Annotated in this window: 21 protein-coding genes and 1 pseudogene; 17 read left to right on the top strand and 5 right to left on the bottom strand. The window is 62.3% G+C overall.

What is annotated here, in order from left to right; translation table 11 throughout:
• Positions 1-82 precede the first annotated feature (82 nt).
• Positions 83-268 (top strand): hypothetical protein, encoded by a 186-nt coding sequence (locus FJ951_RS12055; RefSeq protein ID WP_140497402.1) that lies wholly within the window; start codon positions 83-85, stop codon positions 266-268.
• 3 nt (positions 269-271) lie between these two features.
• Here the strand turns inward: FJ951_RS12055 and FJ951_RS12050 are convergent, their stop codons facing one another.
• Complete coding sequence (locus tag FJ951_RS12050; protein ID WP_140515203.1) at positions 272-2,026, bottom strand: hypothetical protein; 1,755 nt, start codon at positions 2,024-2,026, stop codon at positions 272-274.
• Between the two features lie 152 nt (positions 2,027-2,178).
• Here FJ951_RS12050 and FJ951_RS12045 point away from each other — a divergent pair, with 152 nt between their 5' ends.
• From FJ951_RS12045 to FJ951_RS11995, 12 genes and pseudogenes are all read left to right on the top strand, one after another.
• Positions 2,179-3,282: an inositol-3-phosphate synthase gene (locus FJ951_RS12045; protein WP_140515202.1), complete on the top strand. Its 1,104-nt coding sequence runs from the start codon at positions 2,179-2,181 to the stop codon at positions 3,280-3,282.
• Positions 3,279-3,875: a histidine phosphatase family protein gene (locus tag FJ951_RS12040; RefSeq protein ID WP_140515201.1), complete on the top strand. Its 597-nt coding sequence runs from the start codon at positions 3,279-3,281 to the stop codon at positions 3,873-3,875. Before FJ951_RS12045 ends, FJ951_RS12040 begins: the two co-directional genes overlap by 4 nt.
• Positions 3,876-3,889: 14 nt before the next feature.
• Positions 3,890-4,990 carry a glycosyltransferase gene (locus tag FJ951_RS12035; RefSeq protein WP_140497396.1) on the top strand — a complete coding sequence of 367 codons (1,101 nt, stop codon included), beginning with the start codon at positions 3,890-3,892 and terminating at the stop codon, positions 4,988-4,990.
• Complete coding sequence (locus FJ951_RS12030; RefSeq protein ID WP_140497394.1) at positions 4,990-5,787, top strand: sugar phosphate nucleotidyltransferase; 798 nt, start codon at positions 4,990-4,992, stop codon at positions 5,785-5,787. The genes FJ951_RS12035 and FJ951_RS12030 overlap by 1 nt, the downstream gene beginning before the upstream one ends.
• Before the next feature lie 2 nt (positions 5,788-5,789).
• Positions 5,790-6,551 carry a TIGR04290 family methyltransferase gene (locus FJ951_RS12025; RefSeq protein WP_140497392.1) on the top strand — a complete coding sequence of 254 codons (762 nt, stop codon included), beginning with the start codon at positions 5,790-5,792 and terminating at the stop codon, positions 6,549-6,551.
• Positions 6,544-7,470 carry a beta-xylosidase gene (locus tag FJ951_RS12020; protein WP_140515200.1) on the top strand — a complete coding sequence of 309 codons (927 nt, stop codon included), beginning with the start codon at positions 6,544-6,546 and terminating at the stop codon, positions 7,468-7,470. Before FJ951_RS12025 ends, FJ951_RS12020 begins: the two co-directional genes overlap by 8 nt.
• Positions 7,471-7,477: 7 nt before the next feature.
• The gene (locus tag FJ951_RS12015; RefSeq protein ID WP_140515199.1) at positions 7,478-8,314 is read left to right on the top strand and encodes a PIG-L family deacetylase; all 837 of its coding nucleotides are present in this window, start codon (positions 7,478-7,480) and stop codon (positions 8,312-8,314) included.
• On the top strand, positions 8,311-9,375 hold the full coding sequence (locus FJ951_RS12010; RefSeq protein WP_140515198.1) for a glycosyltransferase family 4 protein: 1,065 nt from the start codon (positions 8,311-8,313) through the stop codon (positions 9,373-9,375). The genes FJ951_RS12015 and FJ951_RS12010 overlap by 4 nt, the downstream gene beginning before the upstream one ends.
• Positions 9,376-9,383: 8 nt before the next feature.
• Entirely contained in the window at positions 9,384-10,364 is a 981-nt protein-coding gene (locus FJ951_RS12005) for a GNAT family N-acetyltransferase (protein WP_140515197.1), read from the top strand.
• Positions 10,309-11,151: pseudogene (locus tag FJ951_RS28760) on the top strand (methyltransferase domain-containing protein); the annotation flags it as partial. The gene FJ951_RS12005 and the pseudogene FJ951_RS28760, both read left to right, overlap by 56 nt.
• A 213-nt stretch (positions 11,152-11,364) precedes the next feature.
• On the top strand, positions 11,365-11,583 hold the full coding sequence (locus tag FJ951_RS28755; protein WP_224519089.1) for a hypothetical protein: 219 nt from the start codon (positions 11,365-11,367) through the stop codon (positions 11,581-11,583).
• A gap of 185 nt (positions 11,584-11,768) precedes the next feature.
• Positions 11,769-11,921 (top strand): hypothetical protein, encoded by a 153-nt coding sequence (locus tag FJ951_RS11995; RefSeq protein WP_181165412.1) that lies wholly within the window; start codon positions 11,769-11,771, stop codon positions 11,919-11,921.
• Here the strand turns inward: FJ951_RS11995 and FJ951_RS11990 are convergent, their stop codons facing one another.
• On the bottom strand, positions 11,922-12,485 hold the full coding sequence (locus FJ951_RS11990; RefSeq protein WP_140498076.1) for a sigma-70 family RNA polymerase sigma factor: 564 nt from the start codon (positions 12,483-12,485) through the stop codon (positions 11,922-11,924).
• 293 nt (positions 12,486-12,778) lie between these two features.
• Here FJ951_RS11990 and FJ951_RS11985 point away from each other — a divergent pair, with 293 nt between their 5' ends.
• Complete coding sequence (locus tag FJ951_RS11985) at positions 12,779-14,890, top strand: catalase (protein ID WP_140515195.1); 2,112 nt, start codon at positions 12,779-12,781, stop codon at positions 14,888-14,890.
• Positions 14,891-14,959: 69 nt separating this feature from the next.
• Here the strand turns inward: FJ951_RS11985 and FJ951_RS11980 are convergent, their stop codons facing one another.
• The 3 genes from FJ951_RS11980 to FJ951_RS11965 form a co-directional block, all read right to left on the bottom strand.
• Complete coding sequence (locus FJ951_RS11980) at positions 14,960-15,448, bottom strand: hypothetical protein (protein ID WP_140497376.1); 489 nt, start codon at positions 15,446-15,448, stop codon at positions 14,960-14,962.
• A gap of 86 nt (positions 15,449-15,534) precedes the next feature.
• A complete protein-coding gene (locus FJ951_RS11975) occupies positions 15,535-16,830 on the bottom strand; it encodes an Nramp family divalent metal transporter (RefSeq protein ID WP_140515194.1) in 1,296 nt (431 codons plus the stop codon).
• Positions 16,831-17,237: 407 nt separating this feature from the next.
• Positions 17,238-17,549 carry a hypothetical protein gene (locus FJ951_RS11965; RefSeq protein WP_140515193.1) on the bottom strand — a complete coding sequence of 104 codons (312 nt, stop codon included), beginning with the start codon at positions 17,547-17,549 and terminating at the stop codon, positions 17,238-17,240.
• A gap of 128 nt (positions 17,550-17,677) precedes the next feature.
• On the opposite strand from FJ951_RS11965, the gene coxB reads away from it, so the two are divergent.
• Genes coxB through FJ951_RS11950 form a run of 3 tightly spaced genes read left to right on the top strand, consistent with a single transcriptional unit; the run spans position 17,678 to position 21,431 of the window.
• On the top strand, positions 17,678-18,892 hold the full coding sequence (gene coxB, locus FJ951_RS11960; protein ID WP_246671720.1) for a cytochrome c oxidase subunit II: 1,215 nt from the start codon (positions 17,678-17,680) through the stop codon (positions 18,890-18,892).
• A complete protein-coding gene (gene ctaD / locus FJ951_RS11955) occupies positions 18,889-20,832 on the top strand; it encodes a cytochrome c oxidase subunit I (protein WP_140515192.1) in 1,944 nt (647 codons plus the stop codon). Before coxB ends, ctaD begins: the two co-directional genes overlap by 4 nt.
• Positions 20,829-21,431, top strand: a complete 603-nt coding sequence (locus FJ951_RS11950; protein WP_140515191.1) for a cytochrome c oxidase subunit 3 — start codon at positions 20,829-20,831, stop codon at positions 21,429-21,431. Before ctaD ends, FJ951_RS11950 begins: the two co-directional genes overlap by 4 nt.
• Position 21,432 lies beyond the last annotated feature (1 nt).

The following is a 21,432-nucleotide window of genomic DNA, read 5'->3' as shown; positions in this document are numbered from 1 at the left end:
CTGCCGCACTTTTGCGGATTGCGCGGAACATCCTGGCAAGCTCGGGGTTTGACGATGAGACCCCGCTATGGAGAACGGACCTGTGCAACCCAAACGATCCGCAAAGGATATCGAGCAGATTGCGGAAAGAGAGACGGCTGCCTTTCTGCGACGGGCCTCCATCACCTATCTCGAGTGCTGCGTCAGCCTGATGATGACGCATCTGCAGCGCGAGGAAGTGGCCACCATTCTCGAACGCGAAGCGGACATGCTGCGAAGACTGGACTGATCGTCACGGCCCGGACCTCTCCAGGAACCGTAGCAGCCCTTTCTTGTACCGCGTTGCCGCAGCTACCAGCCTCGGCTTCTCCGGGCCATGCTCGGATCGGGCAGCAACGTTCCAGAGTCCCAATTGAAACGCCAGGTAGCAAGGTTCGAGATAGTCAATGAGGCCGGTATCGATATTGAGCCGCTCCCCGGCTTCCATGCGGTGGACCAACGTCGCTAGCTCGCTGTCGGAAAATCCATGTTCGACGCGAGCGCCGGCAATGTCCCATTCTATGGGCTGGCAGCCGATCAAATCATGCCCGCGGCAGTGATCGACGGCATCCGTCTTGATCAACATCCCGTCGGCAGAAACGAGAAACTCCCACGGGTGAAGCCTTCCGTCGATCTCGACCCGTGGCAGCGCTTGCGCAGGGGCACGCTTCGAGAACCAGTTCCGCAGCTCCGCCGCGCGCCGCTCACCCAGGGCTTCGGCGCCATTGTGGACGGCCATCTCAGCGAGTTCCGGCAATCCAGCACCCAGTTCCGGAGTTCTGAGATTGGCCGCACGCCAAGCGAGATAGCGTGCGAGCTCCGCGACAAGCCTGTCTCTGGACAGGCTTGCCTGATCCATTGTCTTTCCCTCGATCCACCGTTCAACCAGAAAACCGTGGCAAAGCCCGACGATCTGCGGTCCGAAGCCGGCTTCGTGCAGCATCTCCGCGGTTTGCATCTTGCGCTGCCCGGTTTGACCGAGGCCGGCAAATTTGACGAGCCACCGATCGCGTCCCGCGGACGCCAGGAATTTTCGCCGCTCGATGCCGCGTTGACTCGGCGGCCAGAGCCTCTCCTCGGCGTAGTGGAGGTTTCGCCACTCTCCAGCGGATATTTCGGTCAGGGCCAATTGCGGGCTGCCGGCAGCCTCCGCCACCCAATCGCGTAGCGTCGGCATTTGCGCGCCGCCCGGGAAGGTGCGTTCGAAGGCCCGCGCCACATGTTTGCGGCAACCCGACCATGTCTCACGAACCTCCTTAGAGGCTTCGGCACCCGGGCCGCCGGAATGGCTGGGGAACAGGTGAATGCGATCCCTATCGATGCCCAGCCGCCGCAGCCATGCGACGACGGCATGCATCGAACTGCCCGACAGGCCGGGGCCCTCGTCGACGACAGCGAAGCAAGCCGAGGGCTTGTCCCTCCAGGCGCTGATCAATTCCGGGTCGGCGTTGACATACCTGCGGAAAGGATGGCCGATCGGGCGCACGCTGATGGGTACCGGCGCGTCGATCGCCGCGGCGACCAGGGCGGCAAGCCCGAGGCCAATGCTGCGGATGCCGATGACGCATGTATTCGCGTCGAGGCCTGATGCCCGCGCCGCGCCGAGATAGCTTTCAGGATAGAGCGCATAATGCGCGTATCCCTCGGCCGTGCCGGTAAGAACCTTGCCCCGGCAGTCGAGCGCGGCCAGCATATGCCTCAGCATGGGATCGACGGCGCCGGTCACTGTGAAGCCGCTTCGCCAGGACCTCGCCACTTCCGCCGCAAGGCCGACCAGCAGCTTGGCACCTTGCCGCTGCCTCGGCGAAGGGGTGTCCCCTCCGCGGACCTCGAACTCGACATCGGCCAGTGCCTGGACCAGTTCCGAGACCTTGACGAACAACCCTACCAGCGCAGCGTGGCGTTGAATGCCGCAGGGCCTGCAATCGAGGCTTTCAGCCATTTCGCTTGCAGCCTCGCGAAGCTGTCGCGCGTCTTCCGTTCGTTTGTGGTCGCCGTAGACGATCATCCACCGATTCCAAGCTCGCCGTGCGCCAACGCCGCATGCGCGGCTTTGATCCATCCTGCCGCGCGCAATTTTTCCACATGCCAAGGAACATTCCGGCAAGCTGACGGTTCGGGCCCAGGAACTTACCTTGGACAGCACAGGACGGCAATTTCGTGGGATCGAAGAAAGTTCGTGTCGGTATCGTCGGTGTAGGCAATTGCGCATCCTCCCTGGTGCAAGGCCTTTCCTATTACCGAGACGCAAAAGGCAACGAGCCGATCCCCGGGCTGATGCACGCCGATCTCGGCGGGTACCACGTCGATGACATCGAGGTCGTCTGTGCGTTCGACGTCGCCAAGGGCAAGGTCGGGTGCGACGTGGCCGAAGCGATCTACAGCGCCCCGAACAACACGTTCCGTTTTGCCGATGCGGTTGCAACCGGGGTTCGCGTGGAGCGTGGCCCCACGTTGGACGGCATCGGCAAATATCTGCGCACGGAAATCGAGGAAGCGCCGGAGCCGGTTGCCAATGTCAGCGAAATCCTGCGGAACAGCGGTGCCGATGTGCTCGTCTCGTACCTGCCGGTGGGGTCGGAGGAAGCGACGCGCTTTTATGCCGAATGCGCCCTCGAGGCCGGCTGCGCCTTCGTCAACTGCATACCGGTTTTCATCGCGTCACGGCCCGAATGGCGCCTGCGTTTCGAGGAACGCGGGCTGCCGCTGGTCGGCGACGATATCAAGAGCCAGGTCGGCGCGACAATCGTGCATCGGTTGCTGGCCAATCTCTTCCGCGAGCGCGGCGTCCGCATCGACCGCACTTATCAGTTGAACTTCGGCGGCAACACCGATTTCCTCAACATGCTGGAACGCGAGCGGCTGGAATCGAAGAAGATCTCGAAGACGCAGTCCGTGACCAGCCAGTTCGATGTTCCCCTGGAGCCGGGCAACATTCATGTCGGCCCCAGTGACCATGTGCCATGGCTCACCGATCGCAAATGGGCCTACATCCGGGTTGAAGGCACGACCTTCGGTGGAGTGCCGCTCAACGCCGAACTCAAGCTGGAAGTCTGGGATTCGCCCAATTCGGCCGGCGTGGTCATCGACGCCGTGCGCTGCGCCAAGCTGGCGCTTGACCGCGGCATCGCCGGCGCGCTGACCGGTCCGTGCAGCTATTTCATGAAGTCTCCGCCTGAGCAGTTCACCGATGCCGAAGCTCGGCAGCGCACGCTCGCATTCATCACAGGCAGGGACGAGCCTATGCTCGATGCCGCGGAATGACGACGACCTTCTTCCTGATCCGGCACGCGGCACACGACAATGTCGGCTCCTATCTGGCCGGACGGATGGGCGGAGTTCGCCTTGGCGAATCCGGCAGGGCTCAGGCGGCGCATCTTGGCCGCCGCATGGCCCGCGAGCCGATTGCCGCTATCTGGTGCAGCCCACGCGAGCGCACGCAGGAAACCGCCAAGCCGATCGCGACTGCCTGTAATGTCGGCGAAATCGCGATCTGCGCCGAACTCGACGAGATCGACTTCGGCATCTGGTCGGGAAAGACGTTCGAGGAGCTGAACGGCGATGCCGGCTGGCAGGCGTGGAACAGCCGGCGGCAGGAAGCAAGCACCCCAAGCGGCGAAACCATGCTGGATGTCCAACAGCGTATCGTCTCGCTGATGGATCAGGCTCGCGAGCGGCATCAGAATCAATGCGTCGCGCTGATCAGCCATGCCGACGTGATCAAGGCAGCCATCTGCCATGTGCTTGGTCTGCCCGTCGGCGACAGTTTTCGCTTCGATATCGACCCCGCCTCAATCACGACGATCGTGTCCGGAGACTGGGGAGCAAAGCTCATCCGTCTGAACGAACTTGCCTGACGAGGACTTGCCGGATGCAGATGGTCATTTTCGGTCTCACCGTCACGTCTTCATGGGGAAACGGCCACGCCACCCTGTGGCGTGGCCTGATCCGCGCGCTGGCCCGGCACGGCTGGTCCATCACCTTTTTCGAGCGCAACACCCCCTACTATGCCGGTGCGCGGGACCTCGATCAACTGGATGGCGGCAATATCGTGCTCTACCCCGACTGGGAGGACATCCGGAGGGTCGCGGAGCAGACGATCAAGCAATCCGACGTCGTCATCATTACCTCCTACTGTCCCGACGCCGTGGACGCTTCGCGCCTGGCGCAGCAGGCATGCCGCGGGCTGCGCGTCTTTTACGACTTGGACACTCCGGTCACTCTGGCGCGCCTCGATCAAGGTGAACGCCCACCCTATTTCGGGCCCGAGGGCCTTGCCGATTTCGATCTCGTCCTGAGTTACACGGGCGGCTCGGCAATCGATGCACTCAAGTCGGTCCTCGGTGCACGCCACGTGGTGCCGCTCTATGGCCATGTCGATCCCGACCAACACCGGCCGGCAGTACCTAGGCCGGAATTTGCGGGCGATCTGTCCTATCTCGGGACCTATGCGGCAGATCGCCAGGCCGGCGTCGAGAAACTGCTGGTCCGTCCGGCCGCACTCCTGCCTGACCACCGCTTCATCATCGGCGGTGCACAATATCCACAGGAATTCCCGTGGAGCGACAACATCTTCTTCGTCAGGCATCTTCCGCCGGCAGATCATCCAGCCTTCTTTTCATCGTCCCGCCTGACGCTGAATGTGACGCGCGAGGCGATGGCGCAAAAGGGGTGGTGCCCTTCGGGCCGGCTGTTCGAAGCAGCGGCATGCGGCGTGCCGATCGTCACCGACACCTGGCCGGGCCTCAGCAGTTTCTTCGAACCCGGTAGCGAGATCCTGCTGGCGTACGACACAGACGACGTGATCGCGGCGCTCAAACTGCCATCGCACGAGCTCGATGCAATTCGAAGCCGTGCGCGTGAACGGGTTCTGGACGAACACACATCCACGCGGCGCGCGGCGGAACTGGATCGCATCCTGAACGAAGCCTTGCAGAGGTCGGCCGGCGAACCGATGAAGGAAGCAGTCTGATGTTGGGCATCGTGCCCGCTGCCGGACGCGGCAGCCGCATTCAACCGCTCGGCTTCTCGAAAGAGCTGCTGCCGGTCGGGAGCCGGATCGATGGACAGACAGAGCGCCCATGTGCCGTAAGCGAGTACCTGGTGCGGCGGATGGTGCGCGCCGGCGTCGACAAGGTCTGTTTCATCATCGGATCGGGTAAATCCGACATTCTCGAATACTATGCCGCGGGCTACGGAGCGGCGACCGCTCTGTTCGTGGTACAACCCAACCCTGTTGGCCTTTGCGACGCCATCTTCCGGGCAGCACCCCTCGTCGCACCGGACGAGACGGTGTTGATCGGGCTTCCCGATACGATCTGGTTTCCCGAAGACGGCTTCTGCCGTCTGCCGGACGACCGGCTGTCATTCCTGCTCTTCCCGGTGGATCGGCCGGAATTCTTCGATGCCGTGGTTCTCGACGAGGAGGGCCGGGTGCGGGAAATCCAGGTCAAGCGGCAGGACGCGGCGACGAACTGGATATGGGGCGCGTTCAAGATGCCGGGCCATGTCCTGCACCAGCTCGCGGCACTCTGGCGCGAGCGGGATTGCTATGACGAATATATCGGCACGTTGATCAACGCCTACCTGACGGCGGGCGGTCAGGCGTATGGGGTGAAGGCAGGGGCCGCCTACGTCGATGTCGGCACTTTCAACGGTTATCGCGCGGCCCTTCGGCTGCTCGACGACGATGCTGCGTCCAAACAGCACCGGCCCACGATGATCGCGCCTACGGCACATTCGCATGCCGTTCCGGGCGAAGGAGCTTAGCCATGCTGCATTCCCATGCTGAAATCCAACGCCGTATCGATGCCCTCGGCCCATGGTTCCACAACATGGAACTGGCCGGCGTCGAAACTGCTCCGGACCATTTTCTCGGTAACTACCCGCTGGTCAAATGGCGCAAGTTCGCCTATGCCATTCCAGCCGACCTGTCCGGCAAGTCCGTGCTCGATATCGGCTGCAATGCCGGTTTCTATTCCATCGAAATGAAACGGCGCGGCGCCGGTCGCGTCCTCGGCATCGATTTCGACGAGGCCTATCTGGCACAGGCGCGCTTTGCCGCCGAGATCGCGGACTGCGACATCGAGTTCCAGAAGCTTTCGGTTTATGACGTCGGCGCCCTGCGCGAGACATTCGACATCGTGCTGTTCATGGGGGTTCTTTACCACCTGCGCCATCCCCTGCTCGCGCTCGACCTGATCCGCGGGCATGTCGCCGGCGACCTGATGATCTTCCAGTCCATGCAACGCGGCAGCGCCGATCTGCCTGCGCTTGAGCAGAATTATCATTTCTGGACGCACGACCTGTTCGAGCGGCCGGAATTTCCGAAACTGCATTTCATCGAACATCGATATGCCGACGATCCGACCAATTGGTGGATTCCCAACCGCGCCTGCACCGAAGCGATGTTGCGCAGCGCCGGCTTCGAGATTTTTTTGCACCCCGAGCAGGAGGTTTATTTTTGCCGTTCCGCCGGCGATCCGGCCGGCGGCGGCGCCGTCTACCCGTCGAAAGGACAGATCCATGATTGAAGCCGCGATGATCTGGAACGAGCCCAACAACAAATCGCATTGGGATCCCGAGCTCGACCCCGATTGGAGCCGCTTCGCCGCCATGGCAATGTTGTCGGCGGATGCGATAGCGTCCGAGAACCCGGCCCTGACCAAGGTGCTCGGCGGCATCTCTCCGATCGACCCCGGCTTCGTCACGCGCATGAAGGAACTCAGATTGCTGGACCACGTCGATGCCGTCGCGGTGCATGGCTTTCCGCTCGACTGGAACCTGTGGCAGATCCAGGAATGGCCACAGAAGATCGGTGAGATCGCGGCCGTCACCGATCTCCCGATCTGGGTCAGCGAAGTTGGCGTGTCGACCTTCGGCGCCGACGAGATCCAGGTCTGGGGCCTCAGGCGCACCGCTGAATTGCTGCTCGGCAACGCTCCGCGCATCCAGTGGTATAGCCTTTATGATCTCCCGCGCGAATGGGAAGCAACAACGCGCCATCGCGAAGCGGAAGGCTCTTCCTACTATCGTCACTTCCATATGGGGCTGCTGCGCCAGGACGGCACGCCAAAACCGGCACTGGAGGAATTCCTGCGCCATACGCCGGAGATGGGGCTGGTGCAGTGGTTTCATTTCGAGGACCCGCGGCTGGACGACGCCGTCGCCTGGATGAAGCGGCTCGGGGTCACCAATATGCGGACCGGACTTTCCTGGGCCGACAGTTTCAGGCCGAATGCATTGAACTGGTTCGACCGACAGATGGAAGCGCTCGCCGATTTCGACGTGACCGTCACCTTCTGCTTCACGCCAGAGCATCGCGGGATGATGCCTCACCACACCAGTCCGCCGCTGGTGCCGGAGGAATTCGCCGAATTCTGTGCAACCATGATCCGCCGCTACTCGCCCGGCGTGGCTTCCACGTCGAAGCGGCGAGCCTCGGCAGCGTGAGGCTCCCATGCATCAACCGTCGGCAACCCTGGGCGAATTCGCGGCCCTGTTGACGGGCAGTGACGCAGCACATGGCTCCGCCCTCATGGTCGTCGTCGCGCATCCGGACGACGAGACAATCGGCATCGGCGGGCATCTTGCCGGACTGCGGTCATGCCGCATCGTCCATGTCACGGACGGAGCACCACGCGATCTTGCCGACGCGCAAGCGCATGGTTTCGAGACATGGCAGGACTATGCCGATGCCCGCCGTGCGGAACTGACGGAAGCCTTGGCCGCGGCCGGCATATCGCCATCGGGCCTGACCGCTCTTGGCTATCCCGACAAGGAGGCTGCGGCGAATCTCGTGGCGCTCGCGCAGGAACTCGCCTGCCTTGTTTGCGAACCCGACATCCGCTTCGTCTGCACACATCCTTTCGAGGGAGGCCATCCCGACCACGACGCGACCGCTTTTGCCGTTCACGCGGCCTGCCATCTTCTGCGCCGTGACCGCCGGCCCGTGCCCACCATCATCGAAATGGCCTTTTATTCGGCTGGCCCGGACGGCCCGGTATTTCAGGATTTCGCCAGCGGCACCGGCAGTGATTGCATAGAGGTCTGCCTGACCGAAGCGGCCTTTCAGCAAAAGCAGCGCATGCTGGCCAGCCACCTGACGCAGCAGCGGACGCTGGCGCCGTTCTCGACCCGCACCGAGCGTTTCCGGCTGGCGCCGACCTATGATTTCCTGAAGCTGCCCAACGATGGCAGGCTCTACTATGAATCGCTGCCGCTGGGTTTCGAGCCCGGCACCTGGCTGCATGCAAGCGCCCGTGCTCACGAGGCGCTCCGGCTCGACCAGCCATGACGCTCACAGTGCTCAATGTTGCCTATCCTCTCGCGCCGGTGGGACCGAACGCCGTTGGCGGCGCCGAGCAGGTGCTGTCAATGCTCGATCAGGCCCTGACCCGCGCCGGTCACCGGTCCATCGTCATCGGCTGCCAGGGTTCCAGTGCAAGCGGCATTCTGGTGGAAACGCCCGCCGAAGCCGGCGTGCTCGACCGGTCAGCAAAAAACCGGGCACAGGAGTCCCATCGCGCCGCGATCGCCGCTGCCCGCGCCCAATGGCCGATCGACGTGGTTCACCTGCATGGCATCGACTTCGACGCCTACCTGCCTGCCGACGGTCCGACCCTGGTGACGCTTCACCTGCCGCTCGACTGGTACCCGGCCGGGGCGCTGCGCCCAGGGCGCGACGATCTCTGGCTTCACGCCGTCTCGTCAGCCCAGCAAAGAACCGCACCGCCGGACGCAAGCTTGGTTGCCCCGATCCCGAATGGTGTCGATATCGACGCGCTGAACCAGCCGCGGCCCAGGGGCGACTTCGCCGTCGTGCTCAGCCGCATCTGCCCGGAAAAGGGCATACACCTGGCATTGGATGCCGCCAGGCAGGCTGATGTGCCGCTGGTCATCGGCGGGCGGGTCTATCCTTACGAGACGCATACCCAGTACTTTCGCGATGAGGTCGAACCTCGCCTCGATCGTCGGCGCTGCTTCCTTGGTCCGCTCGGCTTCGCCGCCAAGCGGCGCTTGCTCAATGCAGCACGCTGCCTAGTCGTTCCGAGCCTCGCCGCCGAGACCAGTTCGCTGGTCGCGATGGAAGCACTCGCCTGCGGCACACCGGTGATCGCCTTTCCAAATGGTGCGCTTCCCGAAGTGGTCGAGCACGGCAAGACCGGCTTTATCGTCAACAATGTCGACGAGATGGCGCAAGCAATTGTCGCGGCACCCAGCCTTGATGCCGAGACGTGCCGAAGCGAGGCGCGCCGGCGGTTTTCGCTCGAGCGCATGGTCTCGTCCTACATGAGCGCCTATCTGGCGCTGGCCCGGCTCGGCGCCGACCGCAGGCGTCTCGCCGCGGTACGGTGAAAGAGCAGATGCTGCGCAGCGAGATCATCGGCGATCCAGAGCAATTGCATGCGCTGGCGCCGCACTGGTGGAACCTGTGGGAGCAGAGTTCGTCGGCGACGCCCTTTCAATGTCCCGCCTGGCTGCTGCCGTGGTGGCGCACATTCGCTCCGGGGGAGCTGGCAACGGTCGCCATCTGGCGCGGCAACGATCTGGTGGGCCTGGCGCCGCTCTATCTCGAACATGGCACGGAAGGCTCGAAACTGCTTCCGATCGGCATTTCCCTCAGCGACTATCTGGACGTGCTGTGTGTGCCCGGCAGCGAGGCCCAGGTCGCCACTGCCCTTGCAGAGAAGATACTCTCGATCGAGTGGTCGCAGTGGATCCTGCCGGATCTGCCGCAAGGCAGTGCCGGTCTGGCGATCGAACATCCCGAATTGAAAGCCGATGGACTGGTCGGCCACGCCGTTTGTCCCGTGCTTGCCACCGACGGCGATGAAACGCTGGCGGGCTGCGTCCCTGCCCGGCGCAGACGCCAGTTGCGCCGGGCGCGCCGCGCCGCATCCAGACGCGGCTGGGTCGAGTTGTCGCCGGTACGAGGCGATCCTCAACTGTTCCTCGACCACCTGATAGGCCTGCACGGCGCGCGCTGGGCCGGAAACGGAGGCGGCGTGCTGGCCGACCTCGCCGTCGAGCAATTCCACAGGTGCTCGCTTCCCCTGCTCGACGCTCGAGATCTGACCCGACGCTGGGTGCTCGCCATCGACGGCAAGCCAATCGGCGTCTACTACGGATTTCACCATCGCGGCCGTGCCTATGCCTATCTTGGCGGTTTCGATCCTGCCTATGCCGAGGAAAGTCCAGGCGCGATCCTGGTCGGCCACGCAATCGCCGAATCGATCCGCGAAGGTGCGCGCGAGTTCGACTTCCTGCGCGGCCAGGAGCCGTACAAATATGGCTGGGGCGCTGGCGACAGGTGGACGATGCGAAGGACTTGGACGCGGAAATGAGACCATGGTTTCGATGGAACCAACATCCGTGCGCCGCCGGATAGCGGTCAGGCTGGCGGTCGAGGACTGTATGGCGGACGCTGTCAGTGCCGAGGCCGTCATCGCCAGGCTGGCGCTGCATCTCCACCCAGGCATCGGGGCAGTCGAATTGGCGGAGATCGTGGCGGAGATCGATCCGGTCGATACTCGAGACAGGGAAAGGCTCCAGCAGATAGCCGGGCTGCTTCGCCGCGGATCGGAGGTTTTTGCCACGTTGCAGAAAACGGGTTCTGCCGTTCGTCACGAACGTGACGACGACGAGACGGATGCAGATGTCGTGACGCGGCTGGCCTCGGGCTTTGATGCCGCGGCAGCGATTTCCCGGGTGGCGAGTGTCCAGTTGGCTTCCCTTGGCGATGAGGAAAGGCTGGCAGCCACGACCGACGAAATCGTTGCATGGCTGACAGCGCAAGACTTCACCGGCGCTGGACGCAGCATTCTGGACATCGGTTGCGGCATCGGGCGTTTCGAACGCGCGCTGTCGGCGTCCTGTGGGCGGGTCGTCGGTATCGACATATCGTCGAGGATGATATCGATCGCCCGTGAGCAATGCGCAGCGCTTGGCAATGTAGAGTTGCGGCGGACCTCAGGCCTGGATCTGGCGGAGTTCGGCGACGCGAGTTTCGACTGCGTTCTGGCGGTCGACAGTTTCCCCTATCTGGTGCTAGCCGGCGTGGCGGAGCGGCATTTCGGCGAAATTGCGCGCGTCCTCAAAAGGCCGGGCAGGCTGGCCTTGCTGAACTACTCATATCGCGAATCACTGTTTTTGGACCGCTCCGATATATGTCGCCTGGCGCAACGTCACGGATTGCAGGTCGTCATCGATGGCGAAAAGCCGTTTCGGCTGTGGGACGGCGACGCCTTCCTGCTTGCCGGCGTGACGGAACATTACCAGCCAATGCCAGTTCGGGCGTCGAACACAGCGACGCTGAAGAGCGGCGCCAATTCGAAGGAGGACAGCATGGCATCCGGCAGCAAGAAACATATCGGCCGTGGCAGCCACGGCAAAGGGGCCGGCGCCGGAGCAATGACCGAACTGGCCAAGGACAAGATCGAAGAGAATGCCGTTTTATCCAACAGGGACAAGAAGCAGCACAGCGAGGAACGCGGCCTGGACGGCAATCAGATCAAGTCCGATCAATATCAGGATCATGCCGCAAATCGATTGCCGAAGGACTGAAAGCGCCGCAGTGGATCTGTGACCTCGGCAATCGAGAGTGGAAGAAAAACCTGTGCAAGGGCTGCCGGCAACGGTTTCGGCACCGGGCATCTCCTTGTAATGGCGGTTGCTTGTCATCACAATAGGATGACGGACTGCCATCCATCCAGCCAGGGAATACGATGTCTCGTTCGAGCGATGATAGAATGGACCCGCGCGCAGGAATGGCGATGGATCAGGAGATTGCCTCTCTGCTGATCGCGATCGAGCAGGAAAAGGTTCCTGATCGCTTGACCAGACTGGCGATCGAACTGCAAAACGCGCTCCTTGCGAAACGCCGGCGCGACATAAAGAACTGACTATCTTCGGCTGTCGGCATCGATATCGATCTGCCCGTCCGACAGATGATTTCGTCTTTCCATCAGCGTCTGCAGCGAACTCTCCCCCAGGAACTCAAGAACGGCGGCGCGGGCACGGTTGAGCCGGCTTTTGACCGTTCCCACCGCACAGCCACATATCTCGGCCGTCTCCTCATAGCTGACACCTAGGACGCCGATCAGCATCAGCACCTCGCGCTGGTGTTCAGGGAGCCTCTGGATGGCGCCGTGAACTTCCTTGCTCTGAACGGTCCATTCCTGTGTGGCTTCCGAAATCGGCCTCGAGGACGCGCAGTCGAGCAGGCCAGGCGCTTCCCTGGCCGCGACCTTGACCCGGGTGTAGTAGGTGTTGCGCATGATCGTGAAGAGCCACGACTTCATGCGCGTGCCGGGTTCGAACTTGTCGATGTTGGCAAGGCCCTTCGTCAACGTTTCCTGCACCAGATCGTCGGCATCGTCGGGGATACGGCAGAAGGTGCGCGCGAAAGCCCGTAGCGCGGGTATCAGGTCAACGATGGAAACTTCATGGGTTTCCTGGTCGGCCAAAAGATAGCCTTCGCCTGACAATGGTCCAGCTCCCAGAAAGAAGTATGAATGCAGACCCCAGCTAAATGCATGGACGTTTGTATCGTTCCGGGCGTTGAAGACAACTCTCCAGAAAATTCTGATGCGGCCGAACGATCCTGCTGCGGCCGCGCCCCCCTTGCGCGCCGTCCACCAGCGTGTTCGCGCTGGCTTAGGATAGGCGCGACGCGCCGTTGTGCGGGAACAAAGCCATGCACCGGCAGTTCGGCGCCTTGAGCCAAGTCAGCCCACGGGCGTCAATCGAGGAAAAAATCATGGCCAAATCCGCACACCGTTCAGTTCCCAAATCGGCGCCTATGCACGATCAGAATGCCGCGCGCGGAAATGGCGGCGAATTGCACCAGATCGCGGAAGCCGACACGCCTGTTCTCACGACTGCCCTGGGAACGCCTGTCTCCGACGACCAGAACACATTGCGGATTGGCGAGCGCGGACCGTCTCTGATCGAGGACTCCCACTTTCGCGACAAGATCTTCCACTTCGATCACGAACGCATCCCGGAAAGGGTGGTGCATGCCCGTGGTTACGGCGCTCATGGCTATTTCGAGACTTATGAATCGCTGGCCAAATACACGCGTGCCGACATTTTCCAGCGCGCCGGCGAAAAGACGCCTGCCTTCGTGCGGTTCTCGACGGTTGCCGGCAACAAGGGCTCGTTCGACCTCGCCCGAGACGTGCGCGGCTTTGCCGTCAAGCTCTACACCAAAGAAGGCAATTGGGACCTCGTCGGCAACAATATTCCCGTGTTCTTCATCCAGGACGCCATCAAATTTCCGGACCTCATCCATGCTGCCAAGCAGGAGCCAGACCGGGCTTTCCCGCAGGCCCAGACCGCACATGACAATTTCTGGGATTTCATCAGCCTGATGCCGGAATCGATGCACATGGTCATGTGGATCATGTCGGATCGAGCGATACCGCGCTCCTTCCGTTTCATGCAAGGCTTTGGCGTCCATACGTTCCGCCTCGTCAATGCCGACGACGAATCCACATTCGTCAAATTCATCTGGAAGCCGAAACTCGGCATGCAGTCGGTGATCTGGAACGAAGCGGTCAAGATCAATGGCGCCGATCCCGACTTCCACCGCCGCGACCTGTGGGAAGCGATCCAGTCAGGAAACTTCCCGGAATGGGAGCTGACGGTGCAATTGTTCGACCAGGATTTTGCCGACAGCTTCGACTTCGACATCTTGGACGCCACGAAGATCATACCTGAAGAGATCATCGAGCCAATCCCGGTCGGGCGGCTGGTGCTCGACCGCATGCCGGAGAATTTCTTCGCCGAGACCGAGCAGGTTGCATTCATGACCCAGAACGTGCCGCCCGGGATCGACTTCTCCAACGACCCGCTTCTGCAGGGCCGCAACTTCTCCTATCTCGACACCCAGTTGAAGCGGCTGGGCAGCCCGAACTTCACCCATATTCCGATCAACGCTCCGAAATGCCCCTTCGCACATTTTCAGCAGGACGGGCACATGGCCATGCACAACCCGGTCGGCCGCGCCAACTATGAGCCGAATTCGTGGGGCTCGGGTCCCCGCGAGGATCCGCAACGCGGCTTCCGCTCTTTCGCCGACGCCGAAGAGGGGCAGAAGGTGCGTCTGCGGGCGGAGAGCTTCGCCGACCACTACAGCCAGGCGCGGCAATTCTTCAACAGCCAGACAGCGCCGGAGCAACGCCATATCGCCATGGCGCTGACATTCGAATTGAGCAAGGTGCAGGCACCGGCGATCCGCGAACGCATGGTGGCGCATCTGCTGAACATAGACGAAACGCTGGCGACTCAAGTCGCCGACAAGCTTGGCATTCGAAACATGCCCGACCCCGCCGAGGCCGCCGTCCCGCCGCGCGACGACCTGCCGCCGTCTCCGGCTCTCAGCATTATCGAGAACGGCCCCGACAGTTTCAAAGGCCGCAAGGTCGGCGTCTTGCTGAGCGACGGGGCCGACACGGCCCTTTTCGAACAACTTCGCTCGGCCATCGAAACGGAAGGCGCGGTCATGGAGGTGATAGCGCCCAAGGTGGGCGGCGTCGAGGCCGCAGACGGCACCCACATCGAAGCCAGACACATGATCGACGGCGGTCCGTCGGTCCTGTTCGACGCCGTGGTACTGCTCCTGTCCGAGCCGGGCGCCGAGTTGTTGGTCAAGGAGGCAGCCGCGAAGGACTTCGTGTCGGATGCCTTTGCGCATTGCAAATTCATCGGCTTCACACCGGGAGCCGCGCCTCTCCTGGCCAAGGCAGGCGTCGCAGCCGATGCCGATGAGGGATTGATGCGGCTGGACTCCGCAGCCTCCGCCAACACATTCGTGCAGGCTTGCCGCAAGCTGCGGCTGTGGGCCCGGGAAGCGGCCGTCAAGCTGTGACGCTATCGACCGGCACGGATTCCCGTCCGTGAGCGGCGGTTCGGCCAGCGGGATTACAGTCGGTGCGGGCTAGGGGCGGTCTTGCTCCTTGGCCTCCCGCTGTTTTCTCAGCACTTCGTCGGTTCCGACCAGCTTCTTGGCTCCGCCTGGAATGGAGGTGGACACCACCGCTGGCGGGTCGCTTGCGGGAAAAGAATCTTCCAGACCGGCCTGCAGCTGATCCTCCAGCGTTTGCGGCTCTTCCGAGCGGCCGGGGGTTCTGCGGTCCTCTATCTTTTCCAGCGGTTGCTTCTTATCCGGCGATTCGTTCGCGTTCCTGATCCAGGCATAAAGCTGTTCGATCGCGAATTCCTTGATTGCCTCGAAATCGGCTCGATCGTCCTTGGTCGCCTCGATCTGATCGACCATGGCTTTCTCGAACCGGGCAAGGCTATCACCCCCGCAGGCCCGGGAAAGACGCAACAATGCCTCATGCAGCATCATCGGGGCGAAACGAGCCGAAGCCTCGAGTCTCAGTTGCTCTAAATGCTCTTGAGTGGCGGCTTGGAGCTTTGACATGGACAGCCCTTTCTCTCACACGCATTTCAACGAGAGTTGACCGTGGATGTTCCACTGCGCCTGAACGTCCTTTCCGCGCCGGCGAACTACATGAACCAGGTCGCCACCAGTCCCGCGGACGCCGCAAAGACCGCTATGGTCGTCACGCCACCCAGAATGTTGGTGGCCCTGCTGTTGACCTTGTCGCCCATGATCTTGCGATTGTTGGTCATGATGAGCATGAGAAACAGCAGAGGTGGCGTTGAAAAACCCTGCACGATGCCGGACCAGACCAAGGCTTTCATCGGGTTGAAGCCAAAGAAATTGAGAACGACCGCCACCAAGGTGATCACTCCCGTCGCGATGTAGAATTTGGGCGCGTGCCGGGGCTTGGCGTTCAGGCCATTCTTCCACCCCATGGCCTGGGCGAAATCGAAAGCGGCGCCGGCCGTCATGACCGGCACCGCCAGGAAACCGACGCCGATCACCCCGGCCGCAAAGAGAATTCCCGCCGCGTCGCCCGCAAGCGGCCGCAGCGCTTCGGCCGCCTGCGCTGCCGTTTCGATCTGGGTATGCCCCGCCTCGTACAGCGTCGATCCGGTCGAAAGGATGATGAAATACATGATCAGGTTGGAAAAGATCATGCCGATCAGGATATCGCGCCGGGACCGGCGGAGTTCACCCTCGGTGGCTCCCTTGCGCTCTTCGAGGCTCGTCCTGCCCTTGGCGATCTCCTCCTCCACCTCCTGATTGGACTGCCAGGTGTAGAGGTAGGCGGACAGCGTCGTGCCGATGATGGCGACGATGATGGACAGATATTCGCGGCTGAACTCGATTTTCGGCAGCAAGGTGCCGCGCAGCACCGAGACCACATCCGGCTTGGCGAGCACAGCGGAGACCACATAGGCGAGCAGGGCCAGTGCCAACCATCGGAATATGTTGCGGATTAGCTTGTAGGATCCGAACATCTGCAAGGCAAAAATAATCATCGCGACACCGATGACGACCGAGTTTGAAGGCAGCGGAACGAACAGCACGACAGCCGCCGACATCGCGCCAAGGTCGGCGGCTGCCTCGATCGTGTTGCCGATCAGCACGCCCACCAGCACGGACCACAGCAGCCAACGCGGATAGAAATCGGAAATGACCTTGAAAAGACCACGGCCCGACACCTGGCCAAGTTTGGACGAGAGATAGACGACGATGTACATCATCGGGAGAGTGACAGGAGCCGTCCACAAAAGGTCGGGCCCGAACCGGGCTCCGGCACTCGCATAGGTGCCAATGGCCGAGCAATCGTCGTCAGCCGCCCCAGTGATCAGTCCGAGCCCGAGAGCGCGTGTGATGCCGCCGTCTTTTCGCTCTCCCTCGCTTCGGCCGGCATCGTCAGCTGCTCCACTCATGGGAGATGCGTGTCCAACGAGACCACACGGGAAAAAATCATGTCGATTGTTCCGACCAAGTGCCGATGCCGAGATTGAGGTTCGAACCTCCGGTCAAGCTTTTTGTTCCTGTGGAAGCCAACCGCCAATGAAACGCAGCGCCCGGCTTGGCCGTTGATGCGGCTGGAGCCGCATCGCCTTGAAGATCGACATGGAATATGCCTGGGGCCGACGGTCGAAAAGAGTGTGGTGAGGCTCTTCACCCGCACCTTCCCCTCGCCGGCCTGATCTATGGCGGGGCGGCGCTGCTCATGGCGACCCTCTGGATCCGGGAAAGCGGAAGGCGGCAGGCCCGACACGACCTGCGTGCCGTCTGACACCGAAGAATCGAAACAAAAAGCCAACCGCGGGGCGATCCACAGCCGCTGTCAGGCGGAACCTCGTCCCGGTAATTGCGTCTCTTCGCTGATCTGCTTCCGCAGCTCCTCACGCGCGCGTTCCACCTGGCCCTCGCCCGCGGATTGCGAGGCGCTGCGCCCCGACCGATCCAGCCTGTCCAACTCGTGCTCGACCGTTTGGCGAGAGCCCTCCGCCGGATCCTCTTCCGGATGGCTGTCCGCAGCCTGTTCCTGCCGCGTCTCTTCCCTGCCTCGGCGGTCGGTGCGCGTCGCGTCCTGGCTGCGATCGTCCTTGCCTGCGACGCTTCGATTTCCGCCGGCCGTTTTGTGTGTGTTGCTCATGGCTAGTTCCTAAGCTTTCGCGGCGTGGAACCGTCCGATGCGCGTCCCGCGCCTTTGCCTGGAGAAACGGACATATCCGCCATTTGGTTGCGCTCCCGGCGGGCAAGCATCGGCCCGGCGCCAATCGCATGGCGGAGAAAAGCCGGCCATCGTTGCCAAGCATCCTTTTACAGCGATTCGCGTTATCGCCTTGGCATCCATGGGGATTTCACATGGCAAGATGCACGGGCCCGTCCATCCGCCTGCGGCAACGGCGGCAATGGCCCATTGCGTCCGCCTTTGCACGTCCAGCTCGAAGCACGTCCGGCAGCCGTCTTCCAGGCGTCCTGAAATGGCTCGGCCTCGCGTCTACAGTGGTCTCGGCACCGGTCCTGAGCGGGTGCAGCGGCTGGCAATCCGCACTCCACGCACATGGTGCGAATGCCCGTGCGATTCTCGATCTCATCTGGTCTTTTGGCGCGGTGGCGACCATCACCTGGCTGCTCGTCATGCTGGCCCTGGCAATGGCGCTCTTCCATCAGCGCCGGGCACAAGCAGGACCCCCGCCGCTGGTCATCGACAGCCATCAGGAGCACAGGTATAGCCGCGCGGTCGGAAGCGCCGTCGCGGCGACCGTGCTGGTTCTCGCCGCGCTGACGATAACGAGCTTCTTCGCCGGCAAATCCATTGCCTCGCTGGGCGGAAAGGAGAGGCTCACCATCCGCATCACAGGGCATCAATGGTGGTGGGAAATACGCTATCCCAACGATGATCGGTCGCGCATGATTGTCACGGCGAACGAGATCCATCTTCCCGTCGGCGAACGGGTAAAGGTGGAACTCGATTCGACCGATGTCATTCACAGCTTCTGGGTGCCAAGCCTCGCCGGTAAAAGGGACCTCATTCCGGGCCGGCCGAGCGAGATCACCCTCATTGCCGACAGGCCTGGTATCTATCGCGGCCAGTGCGCCGAGTTCTGCGGCTACCAGCATGCTCACATGGCCGTCACCGTCATCGCGGAAAGCCGCGAAGCGTTCGAGGCATGGCGGTCCAGACAAGACGCCGCCGCCATCGCGCCTGCCAGCGAGGAGGAACGCCGCGGCCAGCGGGCTTTTCTTTCCACCGGTTGCGCGCTCTGCCACACGATAAGGGGGACGCCGGCCAAGGGAGCGGTCGGGCCCGACCTTACCCATCTCGCAAACCGGCGTGAATTGGCCGCCGACACGCTGGCCATGACACCCGGCGCGCTCGCCGCGTGGATCGCCGATCCGCAATCCATAAAACCCGGCGCGAAGATGCCGCGCATTGCTCTCAGCGCCGACGATCTTCGTGCGGTCGTCGCCTATCTTGGAAGTCTTGAATGAGTGGCGTTGCCGGGAAGACGGCTAGGCGAAAACAGGAAGCGGCCCTGAAAGGCATCCGCGACACCGGGCTCGACGAGGCAAGACTGCACGACTATCTGGCGCATGCCTGGCGGACGCCGAACGGCCTCTATGGTTGGCTGGTCACGGTCGACCACAAGCTGATCGCCCGGCGCTATATGGTGACGGCCTTCCTGTTCCTCGCCCTTGCAGGCCTGTCGGCACTTGCCATGCGGTTCCAGCTTGCCACGCCGGAGGCACGCCATATCGGCCCCGATCTCTACAACCAGCTCTTCACCATGCATGGCACGACGATGATGTTCCTGTTCGCCGTACCGGTCATGGAAGCGTTCGCCATCTACCTGGTGCCGCTGATGATCGGCACCCGAAACGTCGCCTTCCCGCGGCTCAACGCCTTCAGCTACTGGGTCTATCTCTCCGGTGGGTTGATGATCTGGATCGCCTTCGCTTTCGACACCGGCGCGGATGCCGGCTGGTTTTCCTACGTGCCGCTCGCCGGACCTGAATATGGGATCGGCAAGCGCCCCGATTTCTGGGCGCAGATGGTGACCTACACCGAAGTGTCCGCACTCGCGGTCGCCGTCGAGATCATCGCGACTGTGTTCAAGCAGCGCGCCCCTGGCATGTCGCTCGATCGCATCCCGCTCTATGTCTGGTCAGTCCTCGTCATGGCTTTCATCATATTGTTCGCCATGCCCGCGGTGATGGTGTCGAGCACCATGCTGATCCTCGACCGGCTGGTCGGCACCAGGTTCTTCGACCCGGTGGCGGGGGGCGACGCACTGCTCTGGCAGCACCTGTTCTGGTTCTTCGGCCACCCGGAGGTCTATATCATCTTCATTCCCGCGACCGGCTTCGTCTCGGCTATCCTGCCGAGCTTCGTGCGCCGTCCGGTCTTCGGCTATCTCGGGATCGTGCTGTCGCTGATCGCGATCGGCTTTCTTTCCTTCGGCCTGTGGGTGCACCATATGTTCGCCACGGGCCTGCCGCAGCTCGGCGAAAGCTTCTTCACCGCCTCCTCGATGATGATCGCCATTCCGAGCGGCATCCAGATCTTCTGCTGGATCGCGACGATCTGGGGCGGCCGGCCGATTTTTGCCACGCCGCTGCTTTTCGTGCTCGGCTTCATTTTCACCTTCGTGATTGGCGGGCTGACCGGAGTCATGGTCGCCTCGGTGCCGCTCGACCTGCAGGTGCACGACACTTATTTCGTCGTCGCGCATTTCCACTATGTGCTGGTCGGCGGCGCCGTCTTCCCCCTGCTCGGCGCCGTCTACTACTGGTTTCCCAAGATCACTGGCCGCATGCTGTCCGAAAGGCTCGGCCGCTGGAATTTCTGGCTTGTCTTCATCGGCTTCAATCTCACCTTCTTCCCGATGCACATCCTTGGCTTGCAAGGCATGCCGCGGCGCGTCTACACCTATCCGCCGGCGAGCGGCTGGGGCGGCACGAACCTGTTCATCAGCATCTCGTCGCTGGTGGTGTTCGCCGGCTTCGCGCTTCTCGTCCTGAACATGCTGCTCAGCCTTCGCAACGGTCGCCTCGCGGGAGACAATCCCTGGGGGGCGAGCACACTGGAATGGGCAACGACGTCACCGCCGGCTTCCTACGATTTTTCGCGCCTGCCAGTGGTGACCCATCGCGAGCCGCTCTGGGCCGAACCCGACATACTCCCGGTGGTCGAGGGCCTGCGCGTCGATGCGCGCGAAGTGCTTGCCGGCACGGTCGCCGATGCGGTGCCGCAACTGCGCGTGCCATCGGCCGACAATTCGATCTGGCCGCTGCTCTCGGCCATCGCCGTGGGTGGCGCGTTTCTGGGCTCAATATACACGCCATGGGCGGTGGTCTGGGGCGCGATACCGGTCTCGATCGGCTTTATCTGCTGGTTCTGGCCGAAAGGCGAGCCGGAGGACGAAGAATGAGACACTGGCCAACCGTCGACGTCAGCCACCTGCCCACCTATGATTTTGGATCGGCAAGCCCGATCTGGTGGGGAACGGTGGCCTTCATCACCCTTGAAGCAACCGGTTTTGCCCTGGCGATCGGCACCTATTTCTACCTGGCTGTGCAGGCGCGGCATTGGCCGATCGGAGCGCCAGCACCCGACCTCCTGCCGGGCACGGCAATATTGATCATTCTGCTTGCCAGCGCCGTCCCCAACCGCCTGATCGATCTTTGGGCGCGGCGGCAGGACCTTGTGAAGGTGCGCATCGGCATCGTCGTCATGTCGATCGCCGGAATTCTTCCCCTGATCGTGCGCATCTGGGAATTTCCCGCGCTCCGGATCTCCTGGGACCAGAACGCCTACGGGTCGATCGTCTGGTTCCTGCTCGGCCTGCACACGACACACCTCCTCACCGATGTCGGGGACACGATCGTGCTCGCCGTTCTCATGTTCACCAAGAAAGGCAACACCGGACGCCACTTCAGCGACGTGTCGGACAATGCCTTCTACTGGGACTTCGTGGTCGTCTCATGGGTCGTGCTCTATCTCGTAATCTACTGGGTTCCGAGGATGTAAC

The sequence above is a fragment of the Mesorhizobium sp. B2-2-3 genome, assembly GCF_006442405.1.
Taxonomy (GTDB): Bacteria; Pseudomonadota; Alphaproteobacteria; order Rhizobiales; family Rhizobiaceae; genus Mesorhizobium.
The sequence above is the reverse complement of the archived record's forward strand: the minus strand, read 5'-3'. Positions and strand labels throughout refer to the sequence as shown.